This window comes from Pseudarthrobacter sp. R1 (assembly GCF_024494415.1).
In the GTDB taxonomy this organism is placed as follows: domain Bacteria; phylum Actinomycetota; class Actinomycetes; order Actinomycetales; family Micrococcaceae; genus Arthrobacter.
In genome coordinates this window covers 213198-237039 of record NZ_JAMKFI010000011.1, presented here as the reverse complement: position 1 = coordinate 237039, position 23842 = coordinate 213198, and the positions used below count along the sequence as shown (strand labels likewise).

General features: G+C 65.4%; 22 protein-coding genes. 6 read left to right on the top strand and 16 right to left on the bottom strand.

From position 1 onward, the window contains the following. Window positions 1–56: 56 nt before the first annotated feature. Entirely contained in the window at window positions 57–875 is an 819-nt protein-coding gene (locus tag M8J71_RS22060) for an HAD family hydrolase (RefSeq protein ID WP_256249993.1), read from the top strand. An 89-nt stretch (window positions 876–964) separates the two neighbouring features. On the opposite strand, the gene M8J71_RS22055 is transcribed toward M8J71_RS22060, so the two are convergent. The 9 genes from M8J71_RS22055 to M8J71_RS22015 form a co-directional block, all read right to left on the bottom strand. Then, entirely contained in the window at window positions 965–1063 is a 99-nt protein-coding gene (locus M8J71_RS22055; protein ID WP_003792170.1) for a 30S ribosomal protein bS22, read from the bottom strand. A gap of 189 nt (window positions 1064–1252) precedes the next feature. Further along, window positions 1253–1465, bottom strand: a complete 213-nt coding sequence (locus M8J71_RS22050; protein ID WP_163166742.1) for a helix-turn-helix domain-containing protein — start codon at window positions 1463–1465, stop codon at window positions 1253–1255. A 174-nt stretch (window positions 1466–1639) separates the two neighbouring features. After that, a complete protein-coding gene (locus M8J71_RS22045; RefSeq protein ID WP_256249990.1) occupies window positions 1640–2779 on the bottom strand; it encodes a 3-deoxy-7-phosphoheptulonate synthase in 1140 nt (379 codons plus the stop codon). A 214-nt stretch (window positions 2780–2993) separates the two neighbouring features. Continuing rightward, window positions 2994–4322 (bottom strand): glycoside-pentoside-hexuronide (GPH):cation symporter, encoded by a 1329-nt coding sequence (locus tag M8J71_RS22040; RefSeq protein WP_256249989.1) that lies wholly within the window; start codon window positions 4320–4322, stop codon window positions 2994–2996. A gap of 54 nt (window positions 4323–4376) precedes the next feature. Further along, the gene (locus M8J71_RS22035) at window positions 4377–5396 is read right to left on the bottom strand and encodes an acetylxylan esterase (RefSeq protein ID WP_256249988.1); all 1020 of its coding nucleotides are present in this window, start codon (window positions 5394–5396) and stop codon (window positions 4377–4379) included. 58 nt (window positions 5397–5454) lie between these two features. Further along, window positions 5455–6966 carry a rhamnulokinase gene (locus tag M8J71_RS22030; protein ID WP_256249987.1) on the bottom strand — a complete coding sequence of 504 codons (1512 nt, stop codon included), beginning with the start codon at window positions 6964–6966 and terminating at the stop codon, window positions 5455–5457. Next, window positions 6963–9014, bottom strand: coding sequence for a bifunctional aldolase/short-chain dehydrogenase (locus M8J71_RS22025; RefSeq protein ID WP_256249985.1), 2052 nt, complete (start codon window positions 9012–9014; stop codon window positions 6963–6965). The genes M8J71_RS22030 and M8J71_RS22025 overlap by 4 nt, the downstream gene beginning before the upstream one ends. Window positions 9015–9019: 5 nt before the next feature. Beyond that, complete coding sequence (gene rhaI, locus M8J71_RS22020) at window positions 9020–10186, bottom strand: L-rhamnose isomerase (protein ID WP_256249984.1); 1167 nt, start codon at window positions 10184–10186, stop codon at window positions 9020–9022. Window positions 10187–10285: 99 nt separating this feature from the next. Further along, window positions 10286–10633, bottom strand: a complete 348-nt coding sequence (locus M8J71_RS22015) for an L-rhamnose mutarotase (RefSeq protein WP_256249983.1) — start codon at window positions 10631–10633, stop codon at window positions 10286–10288. Window positions 10634–10783: 150 nt separating this feature from the next. Here M8J71_RS22015 and M8J71_RS22010 point away from each other — a divergent pair, with 150 nt between their 5' ends. Then, window positions 10784–11803: a LacI family DNA-binding transcriptional regulator gene (locus M8J71_RS22010; protein WP_256249982.1), complete on the top strand. Its 1020-nt coding sequence runs from the start codon at window positions 10784–10786 to the stop codon at window positions 11801–11803. A 25-nt stretch (window positions 11804–11828) separates the two neighbouring features. Here the strand turns inward: M8J71_RS22010 and M8J71_RS22005 are convergent, their stop codons facing one another. Then, on the bottom strand, window positions 11829–12203 hold the full coding sequence (locus M8J71_RS22005) for a DUF7793 family protein (protein WP_256249980.1): 375 nt from the start codon (window positions 12201–12203) through the stop codon (window positions 11829–11831). A gap of 133 nt (window positions 12204–12336) precedes the next feature. Here M8J71_RS22005 and M8J71_RS22000 point away from each other — a divergent pair, with 133 nt between their 5' ends. Beyond that, entirely contained in the window at window positions 12337–12951 is a 615-nt protein-coding gene (locus M8J71_RS22000) for an AAA family ATPase (protein ID WP_256249979.1), read from the top strand. A 77-nt stretch (window positions 12952–13028) separates the two neighbouring features. Next, window positions 13029–13238 carry a hypothetical protein gene (locus M8J71_RS21995; protein ID WP_256249978.1) on the top strand — a complete coding sequence of 70 codons (210 nt, stop codon included), beginning with the start codon at window positions 13029–13031 and terminating at the stop codon, window positions 13236–13238. 83 nt (window positions 13239–13321) lie between these two features. Here the strand turns inward: M8J71_RS21995 and M8J71_RS21990 are convergent, their stop codons facing one another. The 6 genes from M8J71_RS21990 to M8J71_RS21965 all read right to left on the bottom strand — a co-directional run bounded on the left by M8J71_RS21990 (window position 13322) and on the right by M8J71_RS21965 (window position 18872). After that, window positions 13322–13966, bottom strand: a complete 645-nt coding sequence (locus tag M8J71_RS21990; protein WP_256249977.1) for a DUF1961 family protein — start codon at window positions 13964–13966, stop codon at window positions 13322–13324. Between the two features lie 27 nt (window positions 13967–13993). Next, window positions 13994–14683, bottom strand: a complete 690-nt coding sequence (locus tag M8J71_RS21985) for a rhamnogalacturonan acetylesterase (RefSeq protein ID WP_256249976.1) — start codon at window positions 14681–14683, stop codon at window positions 13994–13996. Between the two features lie 27 nt (window positions 14684–14710). Continuing rightward, window positions 14711–15583, bottom strand: a complete 873-nt coding sequence (locus M8J71_RS21980; RefSeq protein WP_256249975.1) for a carbohydrate ABC transporter permease — start codon at window positions 15581–15583, stop codon at window positions 14711–14713. A 2-nt stretch (window positions 15584–15585) separates the two neighbouring features. Next, the gene (locus M8J71_RS21975; RefSeq protein ID WP_256249974.1) at window positions 15586–16560 is read right to left on the bottom strand and encodes an ABC transporter permease; all 975 of its coding nucleotides are present in this window, start codon (window positions 16558–16560) and stop codon (window positions 15586–15588) included. Further along, window positions 16561–18090 carry an extracellular solute-binding protein gene (locus M8J71_RS21970; RefSeq protein ID WP_256249973.1) on the bottom strand — a complete coding sequence of 510 codons (1530 nt, stop codon included), beginning with the start codon at window positions 18088–18090 and terminating at the stop codon, window positions 16561–16563. A gap of 98 nt (window positions 18091–18188) precedes the next feature. Continuing rightward, window positions 18189–18872: a YesL family protein gene (locus M8J71_RS21965; RefSeq protein WP_256249972.1), complete on the bottom strand. Its 684-nt coding sequence runs from the start codon at window positions 18870–18872 to the stop codon at window positions 18189–18191. A gap of 237 nt (window positions 18873–19109) precedes the next feature. Here M8J71_RS21965 and M8J71_RS21960 point away from each other — a divergent pair, with 237 nt between their 5' ends. Beyond that, window positions 19110–20375: a Gfo/Idh/MocA family protein gene (locus M8J71_RS21960; protein ID WP_256249971.1), complete on the top strand. Its 1266-nt coding sequence runs from the start codon at window positions 19110–19112 to the stop codon at window positions 20373–20375. Between the two features lie 36 nt (window positions 20376–20411). Further along, window positions 20412–23696 (top strand): family 78 glycoside hydrolase catalytic domain, encoded by a 3285-nt coding sequence (locus M8J71_RS21955; RefSeq protein WP_256249970.1) that lies wholly within the window; start codon window positions 20412–20414, stop codon window positions 23694–23696. Window positions 23697–23842: the final 146 nt, after the last annotated feature.

The window sequence follows — 23842 nt, the reverse complement described above, 5'->3', positions numbered from 1 at the left end:
ACTGTGCCCCGCGACGCCGACCGTGTCCACTGACTGGATTGACTAGACTCAACATCATGCCCGAGGAGAAGTACGTCGCCGTAGTCACCAAGCCGGTTGCGGCCCCGCAACCCGGCGAGGCGGCCTTCTTCGATGTGGACAACACCCTCATGCGCGGTGCCAGCCTCTTCCATGTTGCCCGCAAGATGCACCAGCGCGGAGCCTTCACCATGGGCCAGGCTGCCGGGTTCGCCTGGAAGCAGTTCAAATTCGTGGCCCGCGGTGAAAACATGGACGACGTCCACGCTGTCCGCGACTCCGCGCTGACCCTGGCCGCAGGCATCACGGTTGACGACGTCAAGGCCCTCGGTGAAGAGGTCTACGACGAGATGATCGCCTCACGGATCTGGCCGGGCGCCAAAGCCTTGGCCGAGCAGCACCTGCGGGTGGGCCGCCGGGTGTGGCTGGTCACTGCGACCCCCATAGAAGTTGCCACCGTGATCTCCACCCGGCTGGGACTCACGGGAGCGCTGGGGACTGTCGGGGAGATCTCGGAAGGCATGTACACCGGCCGCCTGGTGGGAGACATCCTGCATGGCTCCGCCAAAGCAGTGGCTGTCCAGGCAGTGGCGGATGCCGAGGAGCTGGACCTGAAGCGTTGCTGGGCCTACAGCGACTCCTTTAACGACATTCCGCTGCTTACCCTGGTGGGCCATCCGGTGGCCATCAACCCGGACGCCCGCCTCCGCCGCCACGCCCGCGACAACAACTGGCCGGTCTACGACTTCCGGGCCGGCCGCCGCGCCGCCACCTTCGGCCTCAAGGCAGCCACCGCCGGCGGCGCGGTCTACGGACTCTGGAAAGGCTTCGCCCGCATCCGGGGCCCCCGGGCATAACCGACGCCGGGCCCACCAGGCACCGGGCAAAAACAAAATGCCCGCCACCTCGGAAGGCGACGGGCATTTCTACGCTGTTCGAAGTATCTCTACTTCTTGTTGCGGCGCTGGTGACGAGTCTTGCGAAGCAGCTTGCGGTGCTTCTTCTTGGCCATACGCTTGCGACGCTTCTTAATAACTGAACCCACGAAAGTTCCTTACAAACTAGATGCAGTACCTGTCTGATGGAAAGTGTTCGTGGACAGAGCTACGAACTGAACAACTGACAGATTCTTACAATGACGTAAAACGTTCCTTAACAGGGTACCGCTTATCCGGAGCCGCTTCTGACCGGTGCGGCTTCGACCGGCGAAAACACGGCGAAGGGACGAAAGGAATCAGGCGGTTTCGGTGTGGCCGTCCACCACGGCACCCTTGAGGTACTGCTCAACGGCGGCTTCGGGTACCCGGTAGGAGCGGCCGAACCGCACTGCCGGCATCTCGCCGGAGTGCACCAGCCGGTAGACAGTCATTTTGGAGACGCGCATGACCTGGGCTACTTCTGCCACGGTCAGGAACTTCGCGTTGGAGAAGTTCTGTTCTGCCGACATTTCCCTATTTTCCTTTGCTGACGGATGGACAACAGTGACCCCAGGTACGTGCCAATGCGGTGTTACGATGCTGAGCCATCCACCAACCACCTTCTAGATACTCTAGATGTTCCTGTGGCCAATGTGAAAGTAGTACGGTCCCCCTATTTGCTCCCCCACTACACAGGGGGGCGCCTACCTTCTGCGCTTGCGGGCGGAAGCGGCGAGCTGGTCCAGTACCGAGACGGAAACGTCCCAGTCCATGCAGGCATCCGTCACGCTCTGCCCGTACACCAGCTCCGACCGGCCGGCAGCGTGCTCGGCGACATCGAGGTTCTGCGCGCCGCCTACCAGGAAGCTTTCCAGCATGATGCCGGCAATGGCCTGCGCGGAAGCGCCGCCGTCCTCGAGCTGCGCCCCGATCTCCAGCGCCACTTCTGCCTGGCGGTGGTGGCTCTTTCCGCTGTTGGCGTGGCTGGCATCAACGATGAGGCGCGGGTTCAGCTGCTTGCCGGCGAGCTTGGCTGTTGCAGCCTCGACGTCGGCAGCAGAGTAATTGGGCCCCTTGCGTCCGCCGCGGAGGATGACGTGGGTGTCAGGGTTTCCGGCGGTGGCCACGAGCGCGGCCCGGCCGTCGCCGTCAATGCCAAGGAAGGCCTGGGCCGCCGCGGCAGCACCGCAGGCGTCGATGGCAACCTGGAGGTCGCCGTCGGTCCCGTTCTTGAAGCCGATGGGCATGGAGAGGCCGGAGGCGAGCTGCCGGTGGATCTGGCTTTCGGTGGTGCGGGCCCCGATGGCGCCCCAGGAGATGAGGTCCGCCATGTACTGCGGGCTGATGGGCTCCAGGAATTCGGTGGCGGTGGGGAGCCCGAGCGCGGTGACCTGCTGCAGGAAGTGCCGTGCCGTTCGAAGGCCTGTCACCATGTCGTGGCTGCCGTCCAGCCGCGGATCGTTGATCAGGCCCTTCCAGCCCACTGTGGTGCGGGGCTTTTCGAAGTAGGCGCGCATCACGATCAGCAGGTCTTCCTTGTGCTTCTCGGCCTGGCTGACCAGCCGCCGCGCGTACTCCAGCCCGGCCTTGGGATCGTGGATGGAGCACGGTCCCACGATCACCAGCAGGCGGTCATCCACACCGTCCATGATGGCGCGGACTTCGTCACGCCCGCGTTCGACGACGTCCGCCACCCGGGCGTCCAGCGGCAGTTCCGCGATGAGTTCCTGCGGCGTGGGCAGCGCGGTGAATTCGCTGACACGCAGGTTCGATGTGGATTTGGCCGTGGCTTCACCGCGGGGGCTGGATGCGGTGGAGTTTGCGGGGGCTGTTGCGGTGCTCATGTTCGGGTCCTGTTCCAGATGGGAAGCGGGCCCAGATCAGAACCCGCCGGAGAAACGGCGAAGGGCAGAGAATGATCTCTGCCCTGTTGGCTCTGAAGGAAAGTTGGATGCGTGTCAGTTAGACGCGGGCCCCTCCAGAGCCAACGAAAAATACGCATACCAACGGTTTGTCATGCCATGAACCATAACCGCGGGCCGCCGCGACCGCAAACTGTTACGTCGCATCCCGCGACAGGCTTGCCACCAGCTCCGCGTGCTTCTGGTCGGTCAGGCGGTACCAGTACATGATCCCGACGGAGGCAAGCACCAGGGCCCCCGGCAGCAGCCCTGCCGCGGCCCTGATGGCGAGGGTGGCAGCATGAGACTGCTCCGCAGTACCCGAAACGTAGCCGCCCCAAGCGAGTGAGAAGGCGACGACGGCGGCCCCGAATCCCATGCCGAGCTTCCGGGTGGCGGCCAGGAGCGCGTAGTTGATTCCCTGGACCCGGACTCCCGTTTTCCACTCACCGTATTCCACGGTGTCGGCGATCAGGGCCCAGGTTACGATGCTGACGGACGCCGAAGCAAGGAGCCCCAGCACGAGGCCCGCCAGGCCGAGCAATGGCATGTCCGCGGGGGCCAGGAAGACCAGCGCTCCGCCCACCGCCCCGAATCCGCCGCCCACGCTGTAGACGGCCCGCTTGCCCCATCGGGCCACGGGAAGGGGCATCAGCACAGCCAGCGTCAGCGTGATCACCACTTGGGCTGCGGCCATGACGGGAAAGAGGTCCACCCGGGACAGGACGTCCCGGAGGTAGTAGAACTGGGAGGCGCCGGTGGCAGAAGTTCCGGTAACGAAAAGGACGGAACTCACGCAAAGGATCACCAGCGGTGAGTTTGCCTTGAGGGCTGCCACGCTCTGGCGAAGGGTGATTTTGGGGACGCTGCCGGGGACCTGCTCAACGCACACTATGCCCGTGAAGCAATAGAGCAGTGAGCCAACGACGGCAAAGGTGATGGTCAGCCAGGTAAAGATCTGCTGCATGTCCTGGCCCGCACCGAGGAGCGGTGCGATGAAAAAGCCGAGGGTGGCCCCCACCGAGAGGCCGCCGATGGTTCGGGCACCACCGAGCCTGGCGCGTTCCTTGGCGTCCTGGGTCATGGCCCCCACCAGGCACCCGTAGGGCACATTGACCATGCTGTAGGCGACACACACCAAGGCGTAGGTGCAATAGGCGTACAGCAGTTTCAGGGACGGGTCGACGTCCGGAACGTGGAACACCGCCACGCTCAGCAGCAGGGGAATGAAGCCGAACATCAGGAAAGGGCGGAATTTTCCCCACCGCTTGCTTGGCACACGGTCCACGATGCGGCCGGCCGCTATGTCGGTGAAGGCGTTGAAGACCCGCGCAACGAGCAGCAGTGTCCCTGCCGCCGCTGCGCCGATCCCCGCTACATCGGTGTAATAGACAAGCAGGAACATGTTTCCGGTACTGATGATCATGCTGTTGGCCGCATCGCCGGCCCCATAGCCGAGAACGCTGAGCCTGCTGAGTTTCTTCATTGATTCCTTGTCCGCCGGGGTGAGAAACCGCTTTCTCACACCCGCAGAAGAAACTTACCCCAAAATTTTGCGGAGAAACAGCAGCTGCCGGATCCAGTGGTGTTCCTGGCCGCCTTCGTGGTTGTTAAACCGGTAGACCTCAATCTCCTTGGCCGCTCCGGTGCCGGATGAATCCGGGGTGCCGGAGCCGTAGGCATTGAAGCTGGCAAAGACGGTGGACGGCGGGCAGATATCGTCCATCTGGGCTGCGGAGTACAAGGCCGGTGCCGTGGCCCAGCGGGCGAGGTTGACGCCGTCGAAATAACGCAGGACATCAAGCACGGGCTCGCAGCGGTCCCGGTGGCGTGCCAGGAACTGGGCGATCTCCGGGTACGGACCGCGCGGCGTGATGTCGATGGCGCGGGGGAAGTCCTGCAGGAACGGAACGTCCGGCAGTGCGGCCACCACGCCGTCGAGCCTGCCCGCCGCCAGCCCGGCAACGGCTACCACGATGCCCCCGCCCTGGCTGACGCCGGCGAGCACCACCTGTGCCGGGTCGATCTCCGGGTGGCTTTGGACGGCTTCCACCGCCCGGAAGGCGTCCACGTACACCCGGCGGTAGTAGTAGTCTTCCCGGCTTGCGATGCCCCTGGTCATGAGGCCCGCATGGGCCACTTCTCCGGCGGAGGCGTGGGGATCGGCGGTCTCCCCCAGGGTGCCGCCGTAGCCCTGGCCCCGGGTGTCCATGATGAAGTGCGCGTAGCCTGCCTGCGCCCACTTCGTGTCCTGGTTCACCAGGCCCCGGCCGCCGGAGTAGCCCACATACTGCACCACTACCGGCAACCTTGTTCCGGCGGCCCGGTTGGCGGGAAGGTGCAGCCAGCCCTTGATGGCGGCGCCCCCATAACCGGCGAACGTCACATCGAAGGTGTCGATGACCGACAGGTAGTTCTCCACCGGTTCGAAGGACGCGTCCAACGGAAGCGCCCGTGCCTCCGCAATGGTGGTGTCCCAGAATTCGCGGAAGTCGTCCGGCGGCGTCACCTGGGACGCGTAGCCGCGGAGCTGGGCCAGGGGAAGGTCGAAGAGTGGCATGGGCTATCCGGTCCTGTCAGGTAGTGGGCATGGATCTGGATCTTTGCCTGCGCAGGACCTACAGCCGCGAGAGCTCCGGTACAAAAACCTGTAGCGGACTGCTGGCCACCACCAGGGCGCGGAGTTCTCCCAGGCTGCCGGTGACGGAACCCGCAGCACGTGCCTGCACCAGGACGTTGCCCAGCGCAGTGGCTTCCACCGGCCCAGCAACAACTTTCCTGCCGGTGGCATCGGCGGTGAGCTGGCAGAGCAGCCGGTTCTGGGAACCGCCGCCCACCACATGCACCACCTCCACTGACCGGTCCGCGAGCCGCTCGGCGTCGCGGATGGTGCGGGCGTAGCCGGCGGCCAGGCTGTCCATGATGCAGCGGGTGATCGCGGCAGGATCGTCCGACAGTACCTCTCCGGTGCGGCGGACCGCGGAGCGGATGCGGTCCGGCATGTTGTCCGGGGCAATGAAGTAGGGGTCGTCCGGGTTGATCTGTGGCCCGCCGGGGGGCAGCGCGGCTGCGGCTTCCAGCAAAGCCGGAAGCTCGGGCTGGAATCCTTCGGCCGCCCAGGTGCGCTGGCATTCACTGAGGAGCCACAGACCGCCCATGTTGCGGAGGTAGCGGATGGTGCCGTCAACACCGCGCTCATTGGTGAAGTTCGCCTCCCGGCTGGCCTCGGTGAGGACCGGGTGCTTCAGCTCAAGCCCCACGAGGGACCATGTGCCGGAGGAGATATAGGCAAAATCCTCCTCTCCGTCGTCTGCTTTCGCGGGGACGGCTGCGACGGCGGAGGCTGTGTCGTGCGAGCCGACAGCCACCACTTGGGTTTCCCGCGGAAGGCCCACCTGGGCGGCAATGGCCGGCAGGAGGGTGCCAACAGTTTCACCGGGCTGGACCAGCGGCGGGAACAGGTCCTTCCGCAAACCCAGGGCCGTGAGGAACTCGGTGGCCCACTCCCCTGCCACGGCGTCGAACAAGCCCGTGGTGGAGGCGTTGGTGGCCTCGGTCCTTCGCTGCCCCGTCAGGAGGAACGCGATCAGGTCCGGAATCAGGAGCGCCTGGAGGCCATCAAGGTCCGGCTCGCTGGCCAGCTGGTAGATCGTGTTGAACTGCAGGAACTGCAGACCCGTGGTCCCGTACAGCCGTGCAGGGTCCAGCTTCCGGTGCACCGGCTCCACAGCGGTCCGGCTGCGATCGTCGCGGTAGCTGAACGGCTGGGCGGTCAATTCCCCGGCGGCGTTGACCAGGCCGTAGTCCACGGCCCAGGTGTCGATGCCGATGCTGGCCACCCGCTCACCTTGCACGGCGGCAACCGTGGCCGCTGCTGAGAGTCCCTTGAGCACCTCGGCGAAGAGGGCGTTGAAGTCCCAGCGCAGCCCGCCGTCGATCTCCACCACGCCGTTGGGAAAGCGGTGGACAACTTCCAGCTCCACGCCGTTTTCGCCGCCGGCATTAACCCGGCCCAGGATGACCCGGCCGGACGAGGCGCCAATATCGACCGCGGCGAAAACCTTTGCGGGGCCTGCGGAAACTGCCCCGGCCTGGGCCGGGGCAGTTTCGTTGGTGCGTTCGGTGCTCATCGCAGGAAGGCTGCGGCCACTCCGGCGTCCACGGGGATGTGCAGGCCGGTGGTGTGGGACAGTTCGTTGCTGGTGAGGACGGCGGCGGCGTTGGCCACGTGCTCGGGCAGGACTTCGCGCTTGAGCAGGGTGCGCTGGGCGTAGTACTCGCCCAGTTTCTCCTCGTCCACGCCGTACACGGCGGCGCGCTTGGCGCCCCAGCCGCCGGCGAAGATGCCGGAGCCGCGGACCACGCCGTCGGGGTTGATGCCGTTGACGCGGATCCCGTGCTCACCGAGTTCCGCGGCGAGCAGGCGGACCTGGTGGGCCTGGTCTGCCTTGGTGGCGGAGTAGGCGATGTTGTTCGGTCCGGCGAACACGGAGTTCTTCGAGGAGATGTAGATGATGTCCCCGCCCAGGCCCTGGGCAATCATGACCTTCGCCGCGGCCTTGGCCACCAGGAAGGAGCCCTTGGCCATCACGTTGTGCTGCAGGTCCCAGTCCTTCTCGGTGGTTTCCAGCAGCGGCTTGGAGATGGACAGGCCGGCGTTGTTGACCACCAGGTCCACACCGCCGAACGCCAGGACAGCGGCGTCGATCGCGGCTGCGACCTGCGCTTCGTCCGTCACGTCTGCCTGGACGCCGATGGCGACGTCCGGGCCGCCGAGCTCTTCGGCCACCTTTTCGGCGTTCTCCAGGTTGAGGTCGGCGATGACAACGCAGGCGCCTTCCGCGGCCAGGCGGGTGGCAATGGCCTTGCCAATGCCGGAGGCGGCGCCGGTGACCAGCGCGATGCGGGTGGCGTGCGACTTGGGCTTGGGCATCCGGGCCAGCTTGGCTTCCTCCAGAGCCCAGTACTCGATCCGGAACTTCTCGGATTCCTCGATCGGGGCGTAGGTGGAGATCGCCTCGGCGCCGCGCATCACGTTGATGGCGTTGATGTAGAACTCGCCGGCAACCCGGGCGGTCTGCTTGTTGGCGCCGAAGGAGAACATGCCCACGCCGGGAACCAGCACAATGGCCGGGTCCGCGCCGCGCAGTGCCGGGCTGTTTTCGTCCGCGTGGCGGTCGTAGTAGGCCTGGTAGTCCTCGCGGTAGTCCGCGTGCAGTTCGTGCAGCCGGGCAATGGAGTCCTCGATTGAGGCGTCCGCGGGCAGGTCCAGGATCAGCGGCTTGACCTTGGTGCGCAGGAAGTGGTCCGGGCAGGACGTGCCCAGGGCTCCCAGGCGCGGGTGCTCGGCGGCTTCGAGGAAGTCAAGGACGACGGCGTCATCGCTGAAGTGCCCCAGCTGCGGCTTGTCTGTGGATGCCAGGCCGCGGATCACCGGTGCCAGGGCTGCGGCCTTGGCGCGGCGCTCTGCTTCGGGCAGGGCTGCGTAGCCGGGCAGCTTGGGTCCGAAGGGTTCACCCTTGCCGTTGTCCTTGATGTACTTCTCGGCCTGTTCGATGATCCACAGCGAGTTCTGCTCTGCTTCTTCGCTGGTGGCACCCCAGGCAGTAATGCCGTGCCCGCCCAGGATGGTGCCGATGGCCTGCGGGTTCGCTTCCTTGATCGCGGCGATGTCCAGACCCAGCTGGAACCCGGGGCGGCGCCACGGCACCCAGACCACCTTGTTGCCGAAAATCTTGGTGGTCAGCGCCTCGCCGTCCGCCGCCGTCGCAATGGCGATGCCGGAGTCCGGGTGCAGGTGGTCAACGTGCGCGGCGTCCACCAGGCCGTGCATGGCCGTGTCGATCGACGGGGCTGCGCCGCCCTTGCCGTGCAGGCAGTAATCGAACGCGGCCACCATCTCGTCTTCACGCTCAACGCCCGGGTAGACGTTCTTCAGCGCAGTCAGGCGGTCCAGGCGGAGCACCGCGAGGTTTTCGGCCTTCAGCGTGCCGAGGTCCCCGCCGGAGCCCTTGACCCAGAGCAGCTGGACGTCCTCGCCCGTGACCGGGTCCTTCTCGGTGCCCTTTGCGGAGGTGTTGCCGCCGGCGAAGTTGGTGTTCCGCTTGTCCGCACCCAGGCGGTTGGAACGGGAAATCAGGTCTGCAACAGTCTTGTTGGCTGTGTTCTGCGTGCTCATGGCTGTTAGGCGCCCCATCCGGCTTGCTGGCCGCCAACGCGGTCCTCGTTGATCTTCTTCTGGTATCCGCTGGCCTTGAAGGCGGCCATCGGGTCCGCGGGCAGGCCGCGGGATTCGCGCCACTCGGCCAGGACCGGCCGGACGTCGGTGTAGAACGCATCGTTGAAAATGCCGTTCGCTGCCAGCACGTCGCCGGTCCGCTGGGCTTCGGCGAGGGCTTCGGTGTCCACCAGCAGGGCGCGGGCGGTCATTTCCTGGACGTTCAGGACCGAGCGGATCTGGCCCGGGATCTTCTCTTCCAGGTTGTGGCACTGGTCCAGCATGAGGGCCACGCCCGATTCCTTGCCGTAGCCGCCGCCGCGGATGACCTCGTACATGATGCGGAAGAGCTGGAACGGATCCGCGGCACCCACGATCAGGTCGTCGTCGGCGTAGAAGCGCGAGTTGAAATCGAAGGAGCCAAGCTTGCCCAGGCGCAGCAACTGCATCACGATGAACTCGATGTTGGTGCCCGGGGCGTGGTGGCCGGTGTCCAGGCAAACAAACGCCTTCTCACCCAAGGCCAGGGTCTGGGCGTAGGAAGTGCCCCAGTCCGGAACATCGGTGTGGTAGAAAGCGGGCTCGAAGAACTTGTACTCCAGGACCAGGCGCTGCTCGTCGCCCAGGGCGGCGTAGATCTCCTGCAGGGATTCGGCGAGGCGGTCCTGGCGGCCGCGGATATCATCCTGGCCGGGGTAGTTGGTGCCGTCGGCCAGCCAGATCTTCAGGTCCTTCGACCCCGTGGCATGCATGATCCCGATGCAGTCCAGGTGGTGGTCGATCGCGCGGCGGCGCACCGTCTCGTTGGAGGAGGTCAGGGAGCCGAACTTGTATTCGTCATCCTGGAAGGTGTTGGAGTTGATGGTGCCCAGGCCAACACCCAGCCCGGCGGCGTACTCCTTCAGGGCGGCGTAGTCATCAACCTTGTCCCACGGGATGTGCAGCGCAACGGTGGGAGCCAGGCCGGTCAGTTCGTGGACCTTCGCCGCATCCGCAAGCTTTTCCTGCACGGTGCGCGGGGTGCCGGGCGTGCCGAACACCTTGAACCGCGTACCGGAATTTCCATAAGCCCACGAGGGGACCTCGATGGCAAGCTCCTCGAGCCTGCCCAGCGCCGTTGCTACGTCATTCATGATGGTTCTTTCCGGTGTCTTGTCTTGCTGTGGTCTGGTTGGTGTTGCAGTGTCCGGCGTGGCCCCGCTGCTGGAGCGCACGATGCCTGGCCTGCAGTGTCAGCTTGCAGCGGATTCTGCCGCCGCAAGCTGGCTGTCGAGGTTGAAGACTTCCTCAAGTACCTGGAACCCCTCATCGGGCGCCTGGTCCGTATCCTCGAAAAGCTTGGCCATTTCCGCCTGCCAGCGGGCGTTTACGTCCGCGAGGGCCATCCGCGCCCGGGCTGCGTCGAAATCGTCGCACTCCAGGTAGCCGATCAGAAGCCCGTCCCCGCCGAGGAAAAGTGAGTAGTTGTTCCAGCCGGCATCCTTGAGGGCCCGGAGCATCTCCGGCCACACGGCAGCGTGCCGCCGCCGGTATTCGTCGATCAGCGCCGGCTGGACCGAAGAACGGAAGCACACCCTCATTTGGAACTCTCCTGAACTCGCAAATCTTTGAATCGTTTCATTGTTACGATTCAAAGTACTCTTGAACGTGAGCAGGTGTCAAGCATTCCGGGACCTGTTCCTCACCAAGACCGGGAGGCATCTGCACTCGGCCCAGCAGCACGGAGAATCATGAACCGCTCAGCCAGCATCAAGGACGTAGCCAACCACGCCAGCGTGGCGGTGGGCACTGTTTCGAATGTGCTGAACTACCCGGACAGAGTCTCGCAGCGGACCAAGGATCGGGTACTGCGCGCCATTGATGAACTCGGTTTCGTCCGCAATGATGCGGCACGCCAGCTCCGCGCCGGCCACAGCCGCACCATAGGGCTCATCGTCCTGGACGTGGGAAACCCCTTCTTCACCTCGGTGGTGCGCGCCGCCGAGGATGCGGCGGCGCTCCAGGGCAGCGCCGTGCTGCTGGGCGACAGCGGCCACGACGCCGGCCGGGAGGCCAATTACATCGACCTGTTCCAGGAGCAGCGCGTCCAGGGCCTCCTCATTTCGCCCGTGGGTGACGTGACCGAGCGGCTGGACCTCCTCCGCGAGCGCGGCGTGCCCACGGTCCTCGTGGACCGGCTGGCTGACGAGGAGAAGTTCAGCTCAGTGGCCGTTGACGACGACGCCGGCGGTTACCTGGCTGCCAGGCACCTGCTGGACACCGGCCGCCGTCGGCTGGCCTTTGTGGGTGGCTCCACCTCCATCCGCCAGGTGGCTGACCGCCTCCAGGGAGCCCAGCGGGCAGTGAAGGAAGAACCGGACGCCACTCTTGAGGTGCTGGTTTCGGAAGGCCAGACTGTCCTGGCCGGCCGCAGCGTCGGCAACATGCTGGTGGAACGGGACCGCGGCGGGCTGCCCGACGGGATCTTCTGCGCCAACGACCTCCTGGCGCTCGGCGTGATGCAGTCGCTCACCATGACGCACACCTACCGGATCCCGGAGGACATCGCACTGATCGGCTATGACGACATCGACTTCGCAGTCTCCGCCGTGGTGCCCCTCTCCTCCATCCGGCAGCCAACCGAGGCCCTGGGCAGGACGGCCATCGAACTCCTGGCCGAAGAGGTTGAAGCCCAGCACACCCGGCACCGCGCAGTCGTCTTCACCCCGGAACTGGTGGTCCGTCAGAGCACCGGGGGCGCCGTCCGCTGACTGACCGGCGTCTGCACCGGAAGGATCACCCGGCCTGCAGCAGCCAGGCCATGGATTCAGTCCTGGACGTAAAGAAACGCGTGGGGCAGGGCGGGATGTGGACGCCCAGGAAGAAGTTCGCCAGGATCCGGTCCACCGGACTGGAACCGAGCAGCGCGATCCGGTTGGCGGCGCAGGGGATGGAAAACACCGAACGGGCCGCCCTGGTGACATTTTCGGTAGAAGCCATGTCCACGAGCATCGGGTAGGTCTTGTCCCCTGCTACCGCGTTGACGGCCGCCATCGCCGCCTGGGCATCATGCTGTTCTATACGGACCCGCGGCTCCCAGATAAGGTGGATGACACCGTCGGAACGCAACTCCACCGTGCCTTTGCCACCATCAACCATTACAGGCTCCATGCCCAGCCTCCCTCCCAGTGCAGACTCTCCTATTCTGCTCCAACTTTGACCTGGCGGCGCTGTCCCCTGCTTTCACAGCCTCCCCACAGGCTTCCCGAACCGCAGGCACAGTGCGCCCCAGTATGAAAGAGACATGACACTTCACGCGAGACGACCATCAGCCCTCATTGTTGTGCTGGGAGTTGATGGTGCCGGTAAATCCACCGCCGCGCGCGAGGTGGCGGAGCTTCTGCCCGGCACGCCAGTGCTGGTGCTCGGCAATTATTCGGGGAGGAAAACCATCGCCGGCCTGGCCCGGCGCTTCGCGCTACCCCTTCCCGTGCAGGTCGCGGATATCCTCGAAACCACTGTGAGGGTTCTCAACGTCGTGCTCAACCACCTGCGCGCACGGCGCTTTGACGGCCTGGTCATCATGGACCGGCATCTGTACTGCCAGCTGGCTCTGCGGAAAACCCGGGGCATCCGCCGCCGCCGGATGCTGGAAGCCCTGCTGGGAATGCTGCCGAAGGCCCAGGCTGTGGTCTACTTCGACATCCCGGCTGAGCAGGCGTATGAACGCATTGCCCTTCGGGGCGAGGACCAGGAAAGCCTGGAGGATCTCCAGAGGTTCCGGCAGGCCTACGCGGAGCTGCCCTGGTATCCCGCATTTACTGTGATTGATGCGGGCGGATCCACCGAAAACAGCGCCCTGCAGCTGCAGCGGGTCATCGCCAAAGCCTTGGAATCCTCCGCCTCACTGCCCGTGTGACACCACGCCGGAAATCGTCTGCGCCAAACACACTTACTGCTCTTGTGGGGCGGGGGTAGCAGAAGCAAGGATTGGTTATGGATGACCTGCGGCACAGAGCCAGACACCTGCTGCAGCGCAAGGACCTTGGCCTGATCGATCTCTGGATCCTCTACTGGAACCACGGCGGGCACTGCCATCCCTTCGATTTTGATGCCTTTATCCATGAGGTGCTGCCTGTCGCGTGGTTCGACCTGGATGCCCTTCAGTCGGCCGTGGAGGAGCTGTCGCTGGAAGCCATCGCCTAGGTTAGGGCCCGCATCCGGTACCCGCAGCTATTGCCCAGGAAGCCATCGACTGGCTGGGCTGGCAGAAGTAACGAAACGGGGCGCTAGATCTTTTCCACGGCGAGGTTCCGGTAGGCCGCGCGGAGCGGTGCCATCTGCCGGAACCCGAAGTAGCCTCCGCCCAGCACCCTGTCCGATGGATCCTGCCAGTCAAGGAGCGGCAGCCCGTTGATGGAGAAGGCCACCTTACGGCCGTCCTTCACCACTTCCATCCGGTAGAAATCCACGGCGTCCTCTGTGGGCGGCAATGGGTCCGCGCCCTGGGCCACCAGCTCGAAGCCGGCGCTTTTGCGGAGGTTGCAGGTCCGGAAGGCCCGCTCCGACTGGTACTTGTGCCGGAAATACGAAACATGCAGGGCGTCCAGGTCCCCCGAGTGGTATTGCGGGTAGTAGCCCGTACGCGGCGTGAGTTCAGGGGAGAACAGATCCCGCCCGCCATGCCCGTTCGCAGCGAAAAACACCATGGCCAGCCCCGGTTCCTCAAGGGGGAGGAATTCCCAGCTGACCCGGATGCCGTCGGGGAACTCCTCGGGGCACCAGAACGTCCAGTGCGCGTGGTCGCCGAACTCCTCGTCGTCCAGCGAGCCGGACAGCTCCAGGGCCCCTCGGTGGTTGCCCAGGCTCAAGGGCCCTTCGCCTACCCAGTCCGCCACGTCCCCAGGACCGTTGAGCGGGTTGCTGTAGAGCACCTTCGTTCCCAGGCTGGCCGCTCCCACCTAGCCGCGCCCCGCCGTCGTAGGTGCCAAACCCAACGGGGCCAGCCCCAACTCCTGAAGCTGCCCCGCAACGTGCTCAGCCACCACGGCTGCACCCTGCTGGGAGAAGTGGGTGTTGTCCGTCAGTCCGTCGGGCCAGTGTGCATGTTCACCCGGTGCGAAGTGGCAGAAGAGGGATGCCGACTCCTCCCGCCCCAGCCGCATGTACAGCGCGCGGGTCCACGAGTTCAGGTCGATGACCGGCAGCCCCAGCTCCAGGCCGATCTCCCGCACCACCTCCGGATAGTCCTCCAGGCTCTCCTCTAAGGAAGCGTCCGACGACGGGCCGGCCAGGAAGTGCCGCCGCTCCACCGACGTGCACAGCACGGGCAGCGCTCCCAGGGCACGGACCTCGGCCACCATACTGCGCAGGTTGGCGGCATAGCCCGTACGTGCCGCCAGGTGCGGCTTCTTCTGGTCGTTATGGCCGAACTGGATCAGTACCAGGTCGCCATGGTCTGCCTCCGCCAGAAGCTGGCCCCAGAGCCCCTCCTCGCGGAAGGACTCAGTGCTGGCGCCGCCTTTGGCGAAATTGTGCACGGCAGCCCAGGTGTAACTATGCGGGGGCAGTCTGGCTCCCCAGCCGCTCATGGGGTACTCGTGCGTGGGGCAGTTGGCGACCGTGGAATCTCCGGCAAGCAGGACTTTCATGGTGTGCTTTCTGTAAGCGGGCGCGGGTCAGCCCTTGACGGAACCGATGAGCATGCCTTTGGCGAAGTGTTTTTGCAGGAACGGGTAGAAGATCAGGATGGGCAGGGTTGCCACCACGATGACGGCGAACTTGATGCCCTGCTCCGGCGGGATGTAGGCGGGATCCACGTTGCCGGTGCCCAGGAGGTCGGACGCTGCCGTGACCTGGCGCAGGTACATCTGCAGGGTCCATTTGGAGTTATCCGAGAGGTAGAGCAGGGGTGACATGAAGTCGTTCCAGATGCCCACGGCGTAGAACAGCGCGAATGTGGCAAGGACGGGCTTGGACAGCGGCAGCAGGATCCGCCAGAGGATCCCGATCTCGGTGGCGCCGTCCATCTTGGCCGATTCCTCCAGCTCCTGCGGGAGTTCCTGGAAGAAGTTCTTGATGATGATCAGGCTGAACGGGTTGATCGCCGCGGGCAGGATCAGGGCCCAGTAGGAGTTCAGCAGGCCCAGGTCCTTGACCAGCAGGAAGGTGGGGATCATGCCGCCGGAGAACACCATGGCGAAGACCACCAGGGACAGGATGACCTTGCGTCCGCGGAGGGTCTTTTTGGCCAGCGGGTAGGCCATGGTCACGGTGAACGCGAGCTGGACCAGGGTGCCGACGGCGGTGACCAGGACAGTGGTGACCAGAGCCCTGATGAACGCGGGGGTGGAGAAGATGTACTCGTAGGAGCCCAGGGTGAACTGCTCCGGCCAGACGAAGAACGCCCGCCGGGTGATTTCCGCTTCCGTGGCGAAGGATCCTGCGATCACGTAGACGAACGGCAGCAGGGTGATGATGCCGACCAGGGACAGGAACACGTAGTTCGCGGCGTCGAAGATCCGCCCGCCGGTGGTGTTGTGGATTTTCATGGCTAGAACAGTCCGCTCTGGTTGAAGCGTTTGGCCAGGGCGTTGGTGCCGAAGATCAGCACGAGGCCCACCAGGGATTTGAAGAGCCCGACGGCGGTGGAGTAGCTGTAGGCGCCCTGGGTAATGCCCACGAAGTACACGTAGGTATCGAAAACGTCGGCCGCTGAGCGGTTCAGGGCGTTGGTCATCAGGTAGATCTGCTCGAAGCCGGTGTTCAGCATCTGCCCGATGGCCAGGATCAGCATCACGATGATGGTGGACCGGATGCCGGGCAGCGTGATGTGCCAGACGCGGCGGAACCGGCCGGCGCCGTCGATGATGGCGGCCTCGTACTGGTCCTGGTCAACGGTGGCGAGCGCGGCGAGGAAGATGATGGTTCCCCAGCCGGTGTTCTTCCAGATCTCCTGCAGCACAATCAGCGGCCGGAACCAGTTTGGGTCCGACAGGAAGTCGATGTTCGTGCCCATCACCGAGTTCAGGAACAGGAACAGCGGGCCGAAGTCCAGGGCAAAAAGCAGGAAGCTCAACGAGGCAACAATGGTCCAGGACAGGAAGTGCGGGATGTACACGAGGGTCTGCACGGTGCGCTTGAGGATCGAGAGCCGGACCTCGTTGAGCAGCAGCGCCAGGACGATGGTCAACGGGAACGCGATCCCAAGGTTAAGGAACGCCAGGATCAGCGTGTTGCCCAGCAGCCGCGGGAAGTCCGGGTTGGAGAAGAAGTCCTGGAAATGCTGGAACGCCACCCACGGGCTGTCGTTCACGCCCAGGAACGGAACGTAATCCTTGAAGGCGATGCTGACCCCGTACATGGGGCCGTAACGGAAGATGGCGAAGTACACCACGCCGGGCAGCAGCAGCAGGTACAGCCACTTGTAGTGCGCGAAGTGGACGGAGAACCTGCCCCGCTTCCGGGGGGCGGACGCAGGAGGCTGCGCCCGCTCCCCGGCTTTGGTGGCAATGACAGGGGCTGTCATTTACTTGTTGTCCTGCCAGAGTTTGTTGATCTCTTCCTTGACCTTGTCGCCGCCGCTGGTGTTCCACAGCTTGATGGCGTCCTTCAGGCCCTGCTCGTCGATCTGGCCGGCGAGGTACTTGATCCGGGCATCGGCAACGATGTTGTCCAGCTGCGCACCCTTGGAAACGTAGGTGGCGGACACGTACGGGGCGGCGGGGTTGTAGACGGCGCTCTTGAGGTCTTCGGCCATCACTTCGGTCCGCTTGTCGAAAACCTGCTGTTCGTAGTCGCTGGCCTGCTTGACCGGGTGGAAGGTGTTTCCGGCAACGTTCATGCCCAGCTGTGCGTAGCTCTTGATGTCCGTGTTGACGGCTTTGGCTTCCTCGGTTTCGGGCTTGATGGTGGCAGCCTTGCCATCCTCCAGTTTGAAGTTCACGCCTTCGATGCCGTTGTTGAGCAGCACGGCCACGTCCTTGCCGTTCATGGTGTTCAGGAACTCCAGCACGGTCTTCAATTCAGCCTCGGTCCGGACGCTGGACTTGGGGATTGCCAGGAAGCCGGAGTAGCCGTCGGTGGGGTGGGCGTTGAGCTCGCCGTCCGGGCCTTCAAGGTTGCCGACGAAGCCCACCTTGTTTTCGAAGTTGCTCGGGTCTGCCTGCTTGAACAGGTTGATGAGGACGCTCACCCGGGAGTCGACGTCGACAATGATGCCGCCCTTGCCGTTCAGGAACGGCTCGTTCCACTTGGTGGGGTCGAACGTGGCAAAGTCCGGGTTGATGAGCTTCTCGTCCACCATCTTCTTGACGAACCGGTTGGCTTCCAGGAATTCCTCGGTTTCGAAGCTCGGGATCAGTTTCCCGTCCTTTTCGGTCCAGCGGTTGCCTGCGCCGTACCAGGTCTCGATGAAGTCGTACGGGCTGTTGGTTCCCAGGGCGCCCCACTTGGGGATGGTGATGCCCCAGGTGTCGTTCTGGCCGTTGCCGTCCGGATCCTTTTCGGTGAATGCCTTCGCTACCTCATACAGGTCCTCGGTGGTCTTGGGAGCCTCAAGCCCCAGCTTGTCCAGCCAGTCCTGGCGGAACATGACGGCAGCACGCATGGGGGCGCGGCCGCGGTAGACGCCGTACACCTTGCCGTTGATGCTCGCGTTCTGCTGGATGTCCGGGAAGGTGGTCTTCAGGTTGGGGTACTCACCCAGTTTGTCCGTCAGGTCCCAGAAGGCACCGGCTTCGGCGTTCTTGACGAAGCCGGGCGTCTTGCCCTGGATGACCATCACGTGCGGGATCTCGGAGGAGGCCAGCGTGATGTTGGTCTTGTCCTCGTAGGAGGCGTTGGGAGCCCATGTGATGTTGACGTCCTTGCCCGTCAGCTCCTCGAGCTTCTTCTGGACGGCGCCGTCTGCGGAAGGCGGCTGCGCCTCGAGGAAGGGAGCCATAACGTTTACGGTGGAAATGTCTGCGGACTGGGTTTCACCTCCGCCGCAGGCCGTCAGGGTGAGCGCCGTGGCAGTGACGACGGCGGCGGCCAGGGACATTCTTCTGCGGATCATGTTGTTCCTATTCCACTTCTTCGGGGTCGGTTTTTGCTGTCACCGGGCAGCGTTGAGCCCGGGCAGCATGAGGTCAGTTTTTGGTTAAGGGCGGGCGTTCAGCGCGCTATCAGCGCATGGTTATGGGTTAGGCCGGTGGCCGCGGCCTGCTGTTGCTCCATGACGGCGGCCATAGAGTCATCGTTGGCGGTAAAGAAGCGGTCGCACAGCCACCCGGTCAGGTACAGCCAGGCTCCGATGCTGAAGAACGGGATCAGGCCAGGGACTGCACCGCTGGCGTACACCGCGGCTGCGGAGACGAACAGCAGGATGACTGTCCCCGCGAGGTGCCGGAGGGCGAACCGTGACGACATCAGGAAGTACTGGCCCAAGGGAAGCTCGTACCGGGCAAACATGGGGAACAGGTAGCACACCGCGCCCGCAACAAAGATGGCTCCGACAAAGGTTGCAGCGGCAGCCAGTTGGGACAGGAAGCCGCCCGAGCCGGAAAAGTAGTTCCAGTTCATCGCGAGGGCAACCGCGACCCCCATGACGGGGAGGGCCAGCGCGTTGCCGCGGACAAAATTGCGGCAGTACTCGCGGGCGAAACCGGGCAGCAGGCGTGCGGTGTCGCCCCTGGCCCTCTTGCGGATAAGGATCTGCGCTGCTGCCGTGGCCGGGCCCACGCCCAGGACACCGAGTCCCAGGACGGTGAAGGCGAGCCAGAGCATATTGAGGCAAGCGACCCACAGGAGGGTGTCAAAGAACGAGTATGCGCGGGCGCTCCACGACGACGTTGACATGGCACGCCTCCCTTCGGTTCTCCATCGTTGCAGAAACGGGAACGGAGTGGCCCGCATCACGGAAGTAATCGGTTTCTCGAAAATCTAGACCCCCGGCGCGGGGCAGGTCAAGCTAATTTTTGAATCGTTACATAACTGGACTGAGGCCCTGCCCGTGGCGCACACTGGAAAGCGGAAAGCGCTTGCCCCAAAGGCGCTTGCAGGAACACATGCCCTGTCCGGGCGGAATGGAGCACCATGGGAACGCCAGCCGGCACCGTCGCCGGGACCCAGCCCCGGGACCTCACTACCTCCGCAGCAGCCAGCGCGCAGCCAGCCGGCGAGCCTGGGTCGGAGCAGTCCAGCGGCCCCGCTTCCAAGGTGGCGCTGGTAGGTGTCCACGGCTTCGGCACCCACCACCTGCGGAACCTTGAGCGCCTCCAGGCGGCCGGCGTCGTCGACCTTGTTGCCGTTGCAGACCCCAATCCCCCTGCGCCGGGTTCGGTTCCCGCAACAACGCACGTTTTTCCGGGGCTGGCGGAATTGCTTTTGGAGACCGGCGGGCTTGACCTCATTATTGTCGCCACCCCCATCCAGACCCATGCCCCGCTGGGCCTCGCAGCACTGGCCACCGCCGCCGACCTCTACCTGGAGAAGCCGCCGGTCGCGTCACTCGCTGACTTCACCACGCTTTGCGACGCTGCCGAAACCAATGGACGCAGCGTCCAGATCGGTTTCCAGAGCCTGGGTTCCCACGCACTGCAGGCGATCGGGAAGCTGCTCGCCGACGGAACCATCGGCAGGCTGGAGGGTATCTCGGCAACCGGCCGCTGGGTTCGGGACCGGGCTTACTACAAGCGGTCACGCTGGGCCGGCAAACGTACCATCGACGGTGTGGACGTGGTGGACGGCGTGACCACCAACCCTCTTGCGCACGCGGTCGCAACAGCCCTTCGCATTGCGGGAGCACGCACTACTGCGGACATCGCTTCGCTTGAAACCGAGCTTTACCGTGCAAACGACATCGAGTCCGATGACACCTCGGTGATCCGGATCCGCACCAGCTCAGGGCTGCCCATCACCTGCGCCCTGACGCTGTGCGCCACCGAATCCGTGGAACCCTACGTGACCCTGCAAGGATCGAAGGGCACCGCCGTCTTCCACTACACGGAGGACCGGCTCACTGTGGAAACCGCCGGGGGCCGCTCCGAGGAAGTCTTCGGCCGGGACGACCTGACCGAAAACCTGCTGGCCAACCGCAACAGCGGAGCTCCGCTCATCAGCCCGCTCCTGGACAGCGGCGCTTTTATGCTCGTCCTGGAAGCCATCCGGACCGCTCCGCTGCCGGCGCCCATCGACGAGGCGTACCTCCGGTGGGAGGGCGAGGGAGATGCGGCGCACGCTGTGCTCACCGGCATCGAGGATGCCCTGGCACGTGCCGCCGCGCAGCACGCCACCTTCAGCGAACTCGGGCTCCCCTGGGCCGGTACCGCCCCGCACGTCTTCACGCTGCCGGTTTCCTGAATGCCCCGCACCCCAACTGCACAGCCGGCGACTTCCGTGACTGCACGAGGGCAGTTGCAGGCCAACCACCTGCTGACGGACGGGCTCTCCCCCTGCCTTACGGCGGGGGCACGCCCCTCGTTCAGCTGGCAGCTTGTGCAGCCCGAGGAATCGGATCCGTCCCGTGCCCGGCAGACCGGCTACGAAATCGTGGTGCAGGACTCCGCAGGGTCTCCGGTGTGGAATTCGGGCCACATTGCTTCAGAGTGCCCCGTCTCTGCTGCCTATGAGGGACCCGCGCTCGACGACGATGCGGACTACGTGTGGCGGGTCCGGGTGTGGGACGCGGCGGGCCTGCCGGGAGCCTGGTCGAAACCGCAGCAGTTCAGCACCGGCCTCTCGGACGCCGGCTGGGGAGCGGACTGGCTGCACCGCGCTCCGGGCGGCCGCGCTCCTTTGGAGGTCCTTGACGGGGCGCTGCGCGTAGCCGGCACGCCATTCCTGCCCATCCCCTGCCCTCCGCTTCGCGCTTTCCGCCTGCAGGCGCGCATCCGGCCCATGATGGGCAGGGCCGGTGTCATCATCCGGAGCTCCGGCCCCGGGACAGGGCTGCTGCTGGAACTCGATGCCGTCGGCGGCCTGGTGCTTCGCCGGGCCGCCGAGTGGGAGATTCCCGTACCTTCGGCCCCCGCCACCGAGGTCCTCGCCACTGCCCAGGCGGGCCCGTCCACCAAGGAATGGCGGGACCTGGACGTTACGGACGACGGCGACGCCATCACCGTGGCCGTCGACGGCATCGAGCTCCTGGCCTGGCAGGAGCCGGCAGCGCCCGGCGGGCAGGGCCGGCTGGCCCTTCACCAGGGGCCCCGCAGCCAGGCCGAATACCTGTCGCTTCACGTCACGGACACCTCCAGCGGGCAACCCGGCGAGCTGCTGCTCGACCATCAGTTCGGCGCCGGCACCGACCTGGCCCGTGCGAACCTCGCCCACTGGGCCGGCACCACAGCACACCGCCAGCCGGACGAATGGACGCTGTTCAGCAGCACCATCAGGCTCACCGGCACGGTGGCCAGGGCCCGTCTCTTTATGGCGGCAAACCATCACGCAGAGCTCTCCCTGGGCGGCATCAAATGCCTGAGCACCACGTCCTTTGGCTACCCCGGGGAAGGGTATTACGACGCCGCGGACGTCACCGGACTGCTCACCGGGCTTGCGGACGGCGCGCCGGGCACCGCGGCGGGGCCGCAGGACGTAGAGGTGCCGCTGACAGCGCTGCTGCACTGGTACGGACCCGGGCAGGGCCGCGCCGCCGGCCTCCCGGGCCTCCTGGTCCGCCTCAGTGCTGACTATGCTGACGGCCGGCGCGAGGTCTTTGCGTCCGGCCCGGATTGGCTGGCGTCCGAGGCGCCCTACCGCCAGTCGGGCTACCGCAATGACGAGGGCGACCCCGTGGAGCACCTGGACGGCCTGGCCGCGGCCGCCCTGCCCGCCGTCGAACAGATGCCTCCCGCCTTGAGCTACGGCAGCCACCCTTGCCCCGATTTCCCGGCCCTTCACCCGCGGCGGACTGTGCTGGCGGAAGAGTTCGTAGCGCCGCAGGCGTTCCTGACAGCCGACGACGGAACGCTGGTGGCGGACTTCGGCCAGGTCATTCCCGGCCGCCCCGAGGTGGACTTCCTCAGCGGCATCCCCGGCCGGACCGTCATGATCCGGGCGGGTTACGTCCTTTGCGCCAACGGCAGGGTGGACACCGGCAAGACCGCCAGCCAGAACACTGACATGTCCTTCCCCTACACCCAGGCCGCTGGGCCGCAGCAGTACCGGGCCACGGTGCACCTGGGGTTCCGGTACCTTGAGCTGCCCGGCGTGGATGCCGCGGACCTGTCCAGGGTGGGTACTGTGGTGGTCCACGGCCGGCACCCCGGCGAGGGGACGTTCACCAGTTCCGATGCCACACTGAATGACGTGTTCCGGCTCCTGCGGGATTCGGCGCTCTACGGAGTGCAGGAGCAGTTCGTGGACACGCCCACCCGGGAGAAGGGCCAGTTCCTGGCCGACGCCGTCAACATCTCCTACGCCACCATGTCCCTCTTCGGCGAACACGCCTACACCGCCCAGGCGCTCCGGGAGTTCGGCTGGTCGGCCGCCCGCTACTGGACCGACGGAGCAGACAAAGGCCGCTACAACGCCGTCTACCCCAACGGTGACGGAAAACGGGACATCCCCGACTTCTCGCTGATGATCCCGGAGTGGGCCGAGGAGTACCACCACCGCACGGGAGACCTGGCACTGGTCAGGGAGCTGCTGCCGCATCTCTGTGACACGGCGGACTACGCCTTGCGATACATCCCGGCAGAGGGCCCGACGGCGGGACTGGTCACCCAACTGGGCGGCGGCTCCGGCCCCTACCTCCACGGCATCGTGGACTGGCCGGCCCCGGGCCGTTTCGGCTACGACATGGACTGCGCCGCCAAGACCACCGTCAACGCCCAGGCCTACTCCGCCCTCATCTCAACCTCCCGGCTCTGCGCCCTGGCCGGGCAGGAGGATGCCGCTGTCGAGTACGCCCGGCAGGCCCGCACCCTGGCAGGGGCCATCCGTAGCCGCCTCCGCGTGGACGGTGTGATGGTGGACGGCATCCACGCCGACGGCACACCCAGCTCCCACGCCTCCCAGCACGCCACCTCCTTCCCGCTCTCGCTCGGGATCACCGGCACGGACCACGCCAGGACCGATGCCCTGCGCATTGCCGGCATGGGCATGCGGCAGGGACCCCTGACGGTGCACCGGCTGGTCCGGGCGCTGCTGTCCCAAGGCCTCACCGACGCCGTCCTGAACCTGCTCACCACCAAGGACCAGCCCGGATGGGCGCAGCTCCTGGAGCGCGGCGCCACCTTCACGTGGGAGGCCTGGGACCTGGCGGAAGGCACGGACTACAGCCAGTCGCATGCTTGGTCTGCCTCGGTGGCCAAGGAGATTCTCGAGCACCTGCTCGGCGTCCGCTACGCCTCGGCCGGCGGCCGTGAACTCCTGATCGAACCGCCGCGGTGCCGGCTGGAGCATGCCCGCGGCACCGTTCCGGCAGGCAACGGCGACGTGGCAGTCAGCTGGAGCCGGGACAGCGGGCTGGTGCGCCTGGATTGCACGGTCCCGGCCGGAGTTACTGCCGTCGTCCGGCTGCAGGCCGGCACCTACGGAATCAAGGGACCGACGCCGGATGCCGCCGTCGTTCTTTCCGCTGCGGAAGGCGGGGCTGCTGCCGCCGGGAACGCCCCGGCAGCGCACCCTACGCGGGACTTCAGGGTGCACGCCGGGACTTGGACCTTCACGCCCGGCAGCTGATTCCCCCGCTTAATCCCAACCTAATACGAAAGTAGGGTTCGTCAGGCTGCGGTGGCCGGGGTGATGGTGACACTGAAGCCGAGGCTGTTGAGCTTCTTGATGGCGTTGTTCTTGGCTTTGATCGGGTCCAGGCGGGTGAAGTGGTC

Coding starts and splice junctions, on each gene's coding strand:
- M8J71_RS22060 (WP_256249993.1), top strand. CDS start 57: ATGCCCGAGGAGAAGTACGTCGCCGTAGTCACCAAGCCGGTTGCGGCC.
- M8J71_RS22050 (WP_163166742.1), bottom strand. CDS start 1,465: ATGTCGGCAGAACAGAACTTCTCCAACGCGAAGTTCCTGACCGTGGCA.
- M8J71_RS22045 (WP_256249990.1), bottom strand. CDS start 2,779: ATGAGCACCGCAACAGCCCCCGCAAACTCCACCGCATCCAGCCCCCGC.
- M8J71_RS22040 (WP_256249989.1), bottom strand. CDS start 4,322: ATGAAGAAACTCAGCAGGCTCAGCGTTCTCGGCTATGGGGCCGGCGAT.
- M8J71_RS22035 (WP_256249988.1), bottom strand. CDS start 5,396: ATGCCACTCTTCGACCTTCCCCTGGCCCAGCTCCGCGGCTACGCGTCC.
- M8J71_RS22030 (WP_256249987.1), bottom strand. CDS start 6,966: ATGAGCACCGAACGCACCAACGAAACTGCCCCGGCCCAGGCCGGGGCA.
- M8J71_RS22025 (WP_256249985.1), bottom strand. CDS start 9,014: ATGAGCACGCAGAACACAGCCAACAAGACTGTTGCAGACCTGATTTCC.
- rhaI (WP_256249984.1), bottom strand. CDS start 10,186: ATGAATGACGTAGCAACGGCGCTGGGCAGGCTCGAGGAGCTTGCCATC.
- M8J71_RS22015 (WP_256249983.1), bottom strand. CDS start 10,633: ATGAGGGTGTGCTTCCGTTCTTCGGTCCAGCCGGCGCTGATCGACGAA.
- M8J71_RS22010 (WP_256249982.1), top strand. CDS start 10,784: ATGAACCGCTCAGCCAGCATCAAGGACGTAGCCAACCACGCCAGCGTG.
- M8J71_RS22005 (WP_256249980.1), bottom strand. CDS start 12,203: ATGGAGCCTGTAATGGTTGATGGTGGCAAAGGCACGGTGGAGTTGCGT.
- M8J71_RS22000 (WP_256249979.1), top strand. CDS start 12,337: ATGACACTTCACGCGAGACGACCATCAGCCCTCATTGTTGTGCTGGGA.
- M8J71_RS21995 (WP_256249978.1), top strand. CDS start 13,029: ATGGATGACCTGCGGCACAGAGCCAGACACCTGCTGCAGCGCAAGGAC.
- M8J71_RS21985 (WP_256249976.1), bottom strand. CDS start 14,683: ATGAAAGTCCTGCTTGCCGGAGATTCCACGGTCGCCAACTGCCCCACG.
- M8J71_RS21980 (WP_256249975.1), bottom strand. CDS start 15,583: ATGAAAATCCACAACACCACCGGCGGGCGGATCTTCGACGCCGCGAAC.
- M8J71_RS21975 (WP_256249974.1), bottom strand. CDS start 16,560: ATGACAGCCCCTGTCATTGCCACCAAAGCCGGGGAGCGGGCGCAGCCT.
- M8J71_RS21970 (WP_256249973.1), bottom strand. CDS start 18,090: ATGATCCGCAGAAGAATGTCCCTGGCCGCCGCCGTCGTCACTGCCACG.
- M8J71_RS21965 (WP_256249972.1), bottom strand. CDS start 18,872: ATGTCAACGTCGTCGTGGAGCGCCCGCGCATACTCGTTCTTTGACACC.
- M8J71_RS21960 (WP_256249971.1), top strand. CDS start 19,110: ATGGGAACGCCAGCCGGCACCGTCGCCGGGACCCAGCCCCGGGACCTC.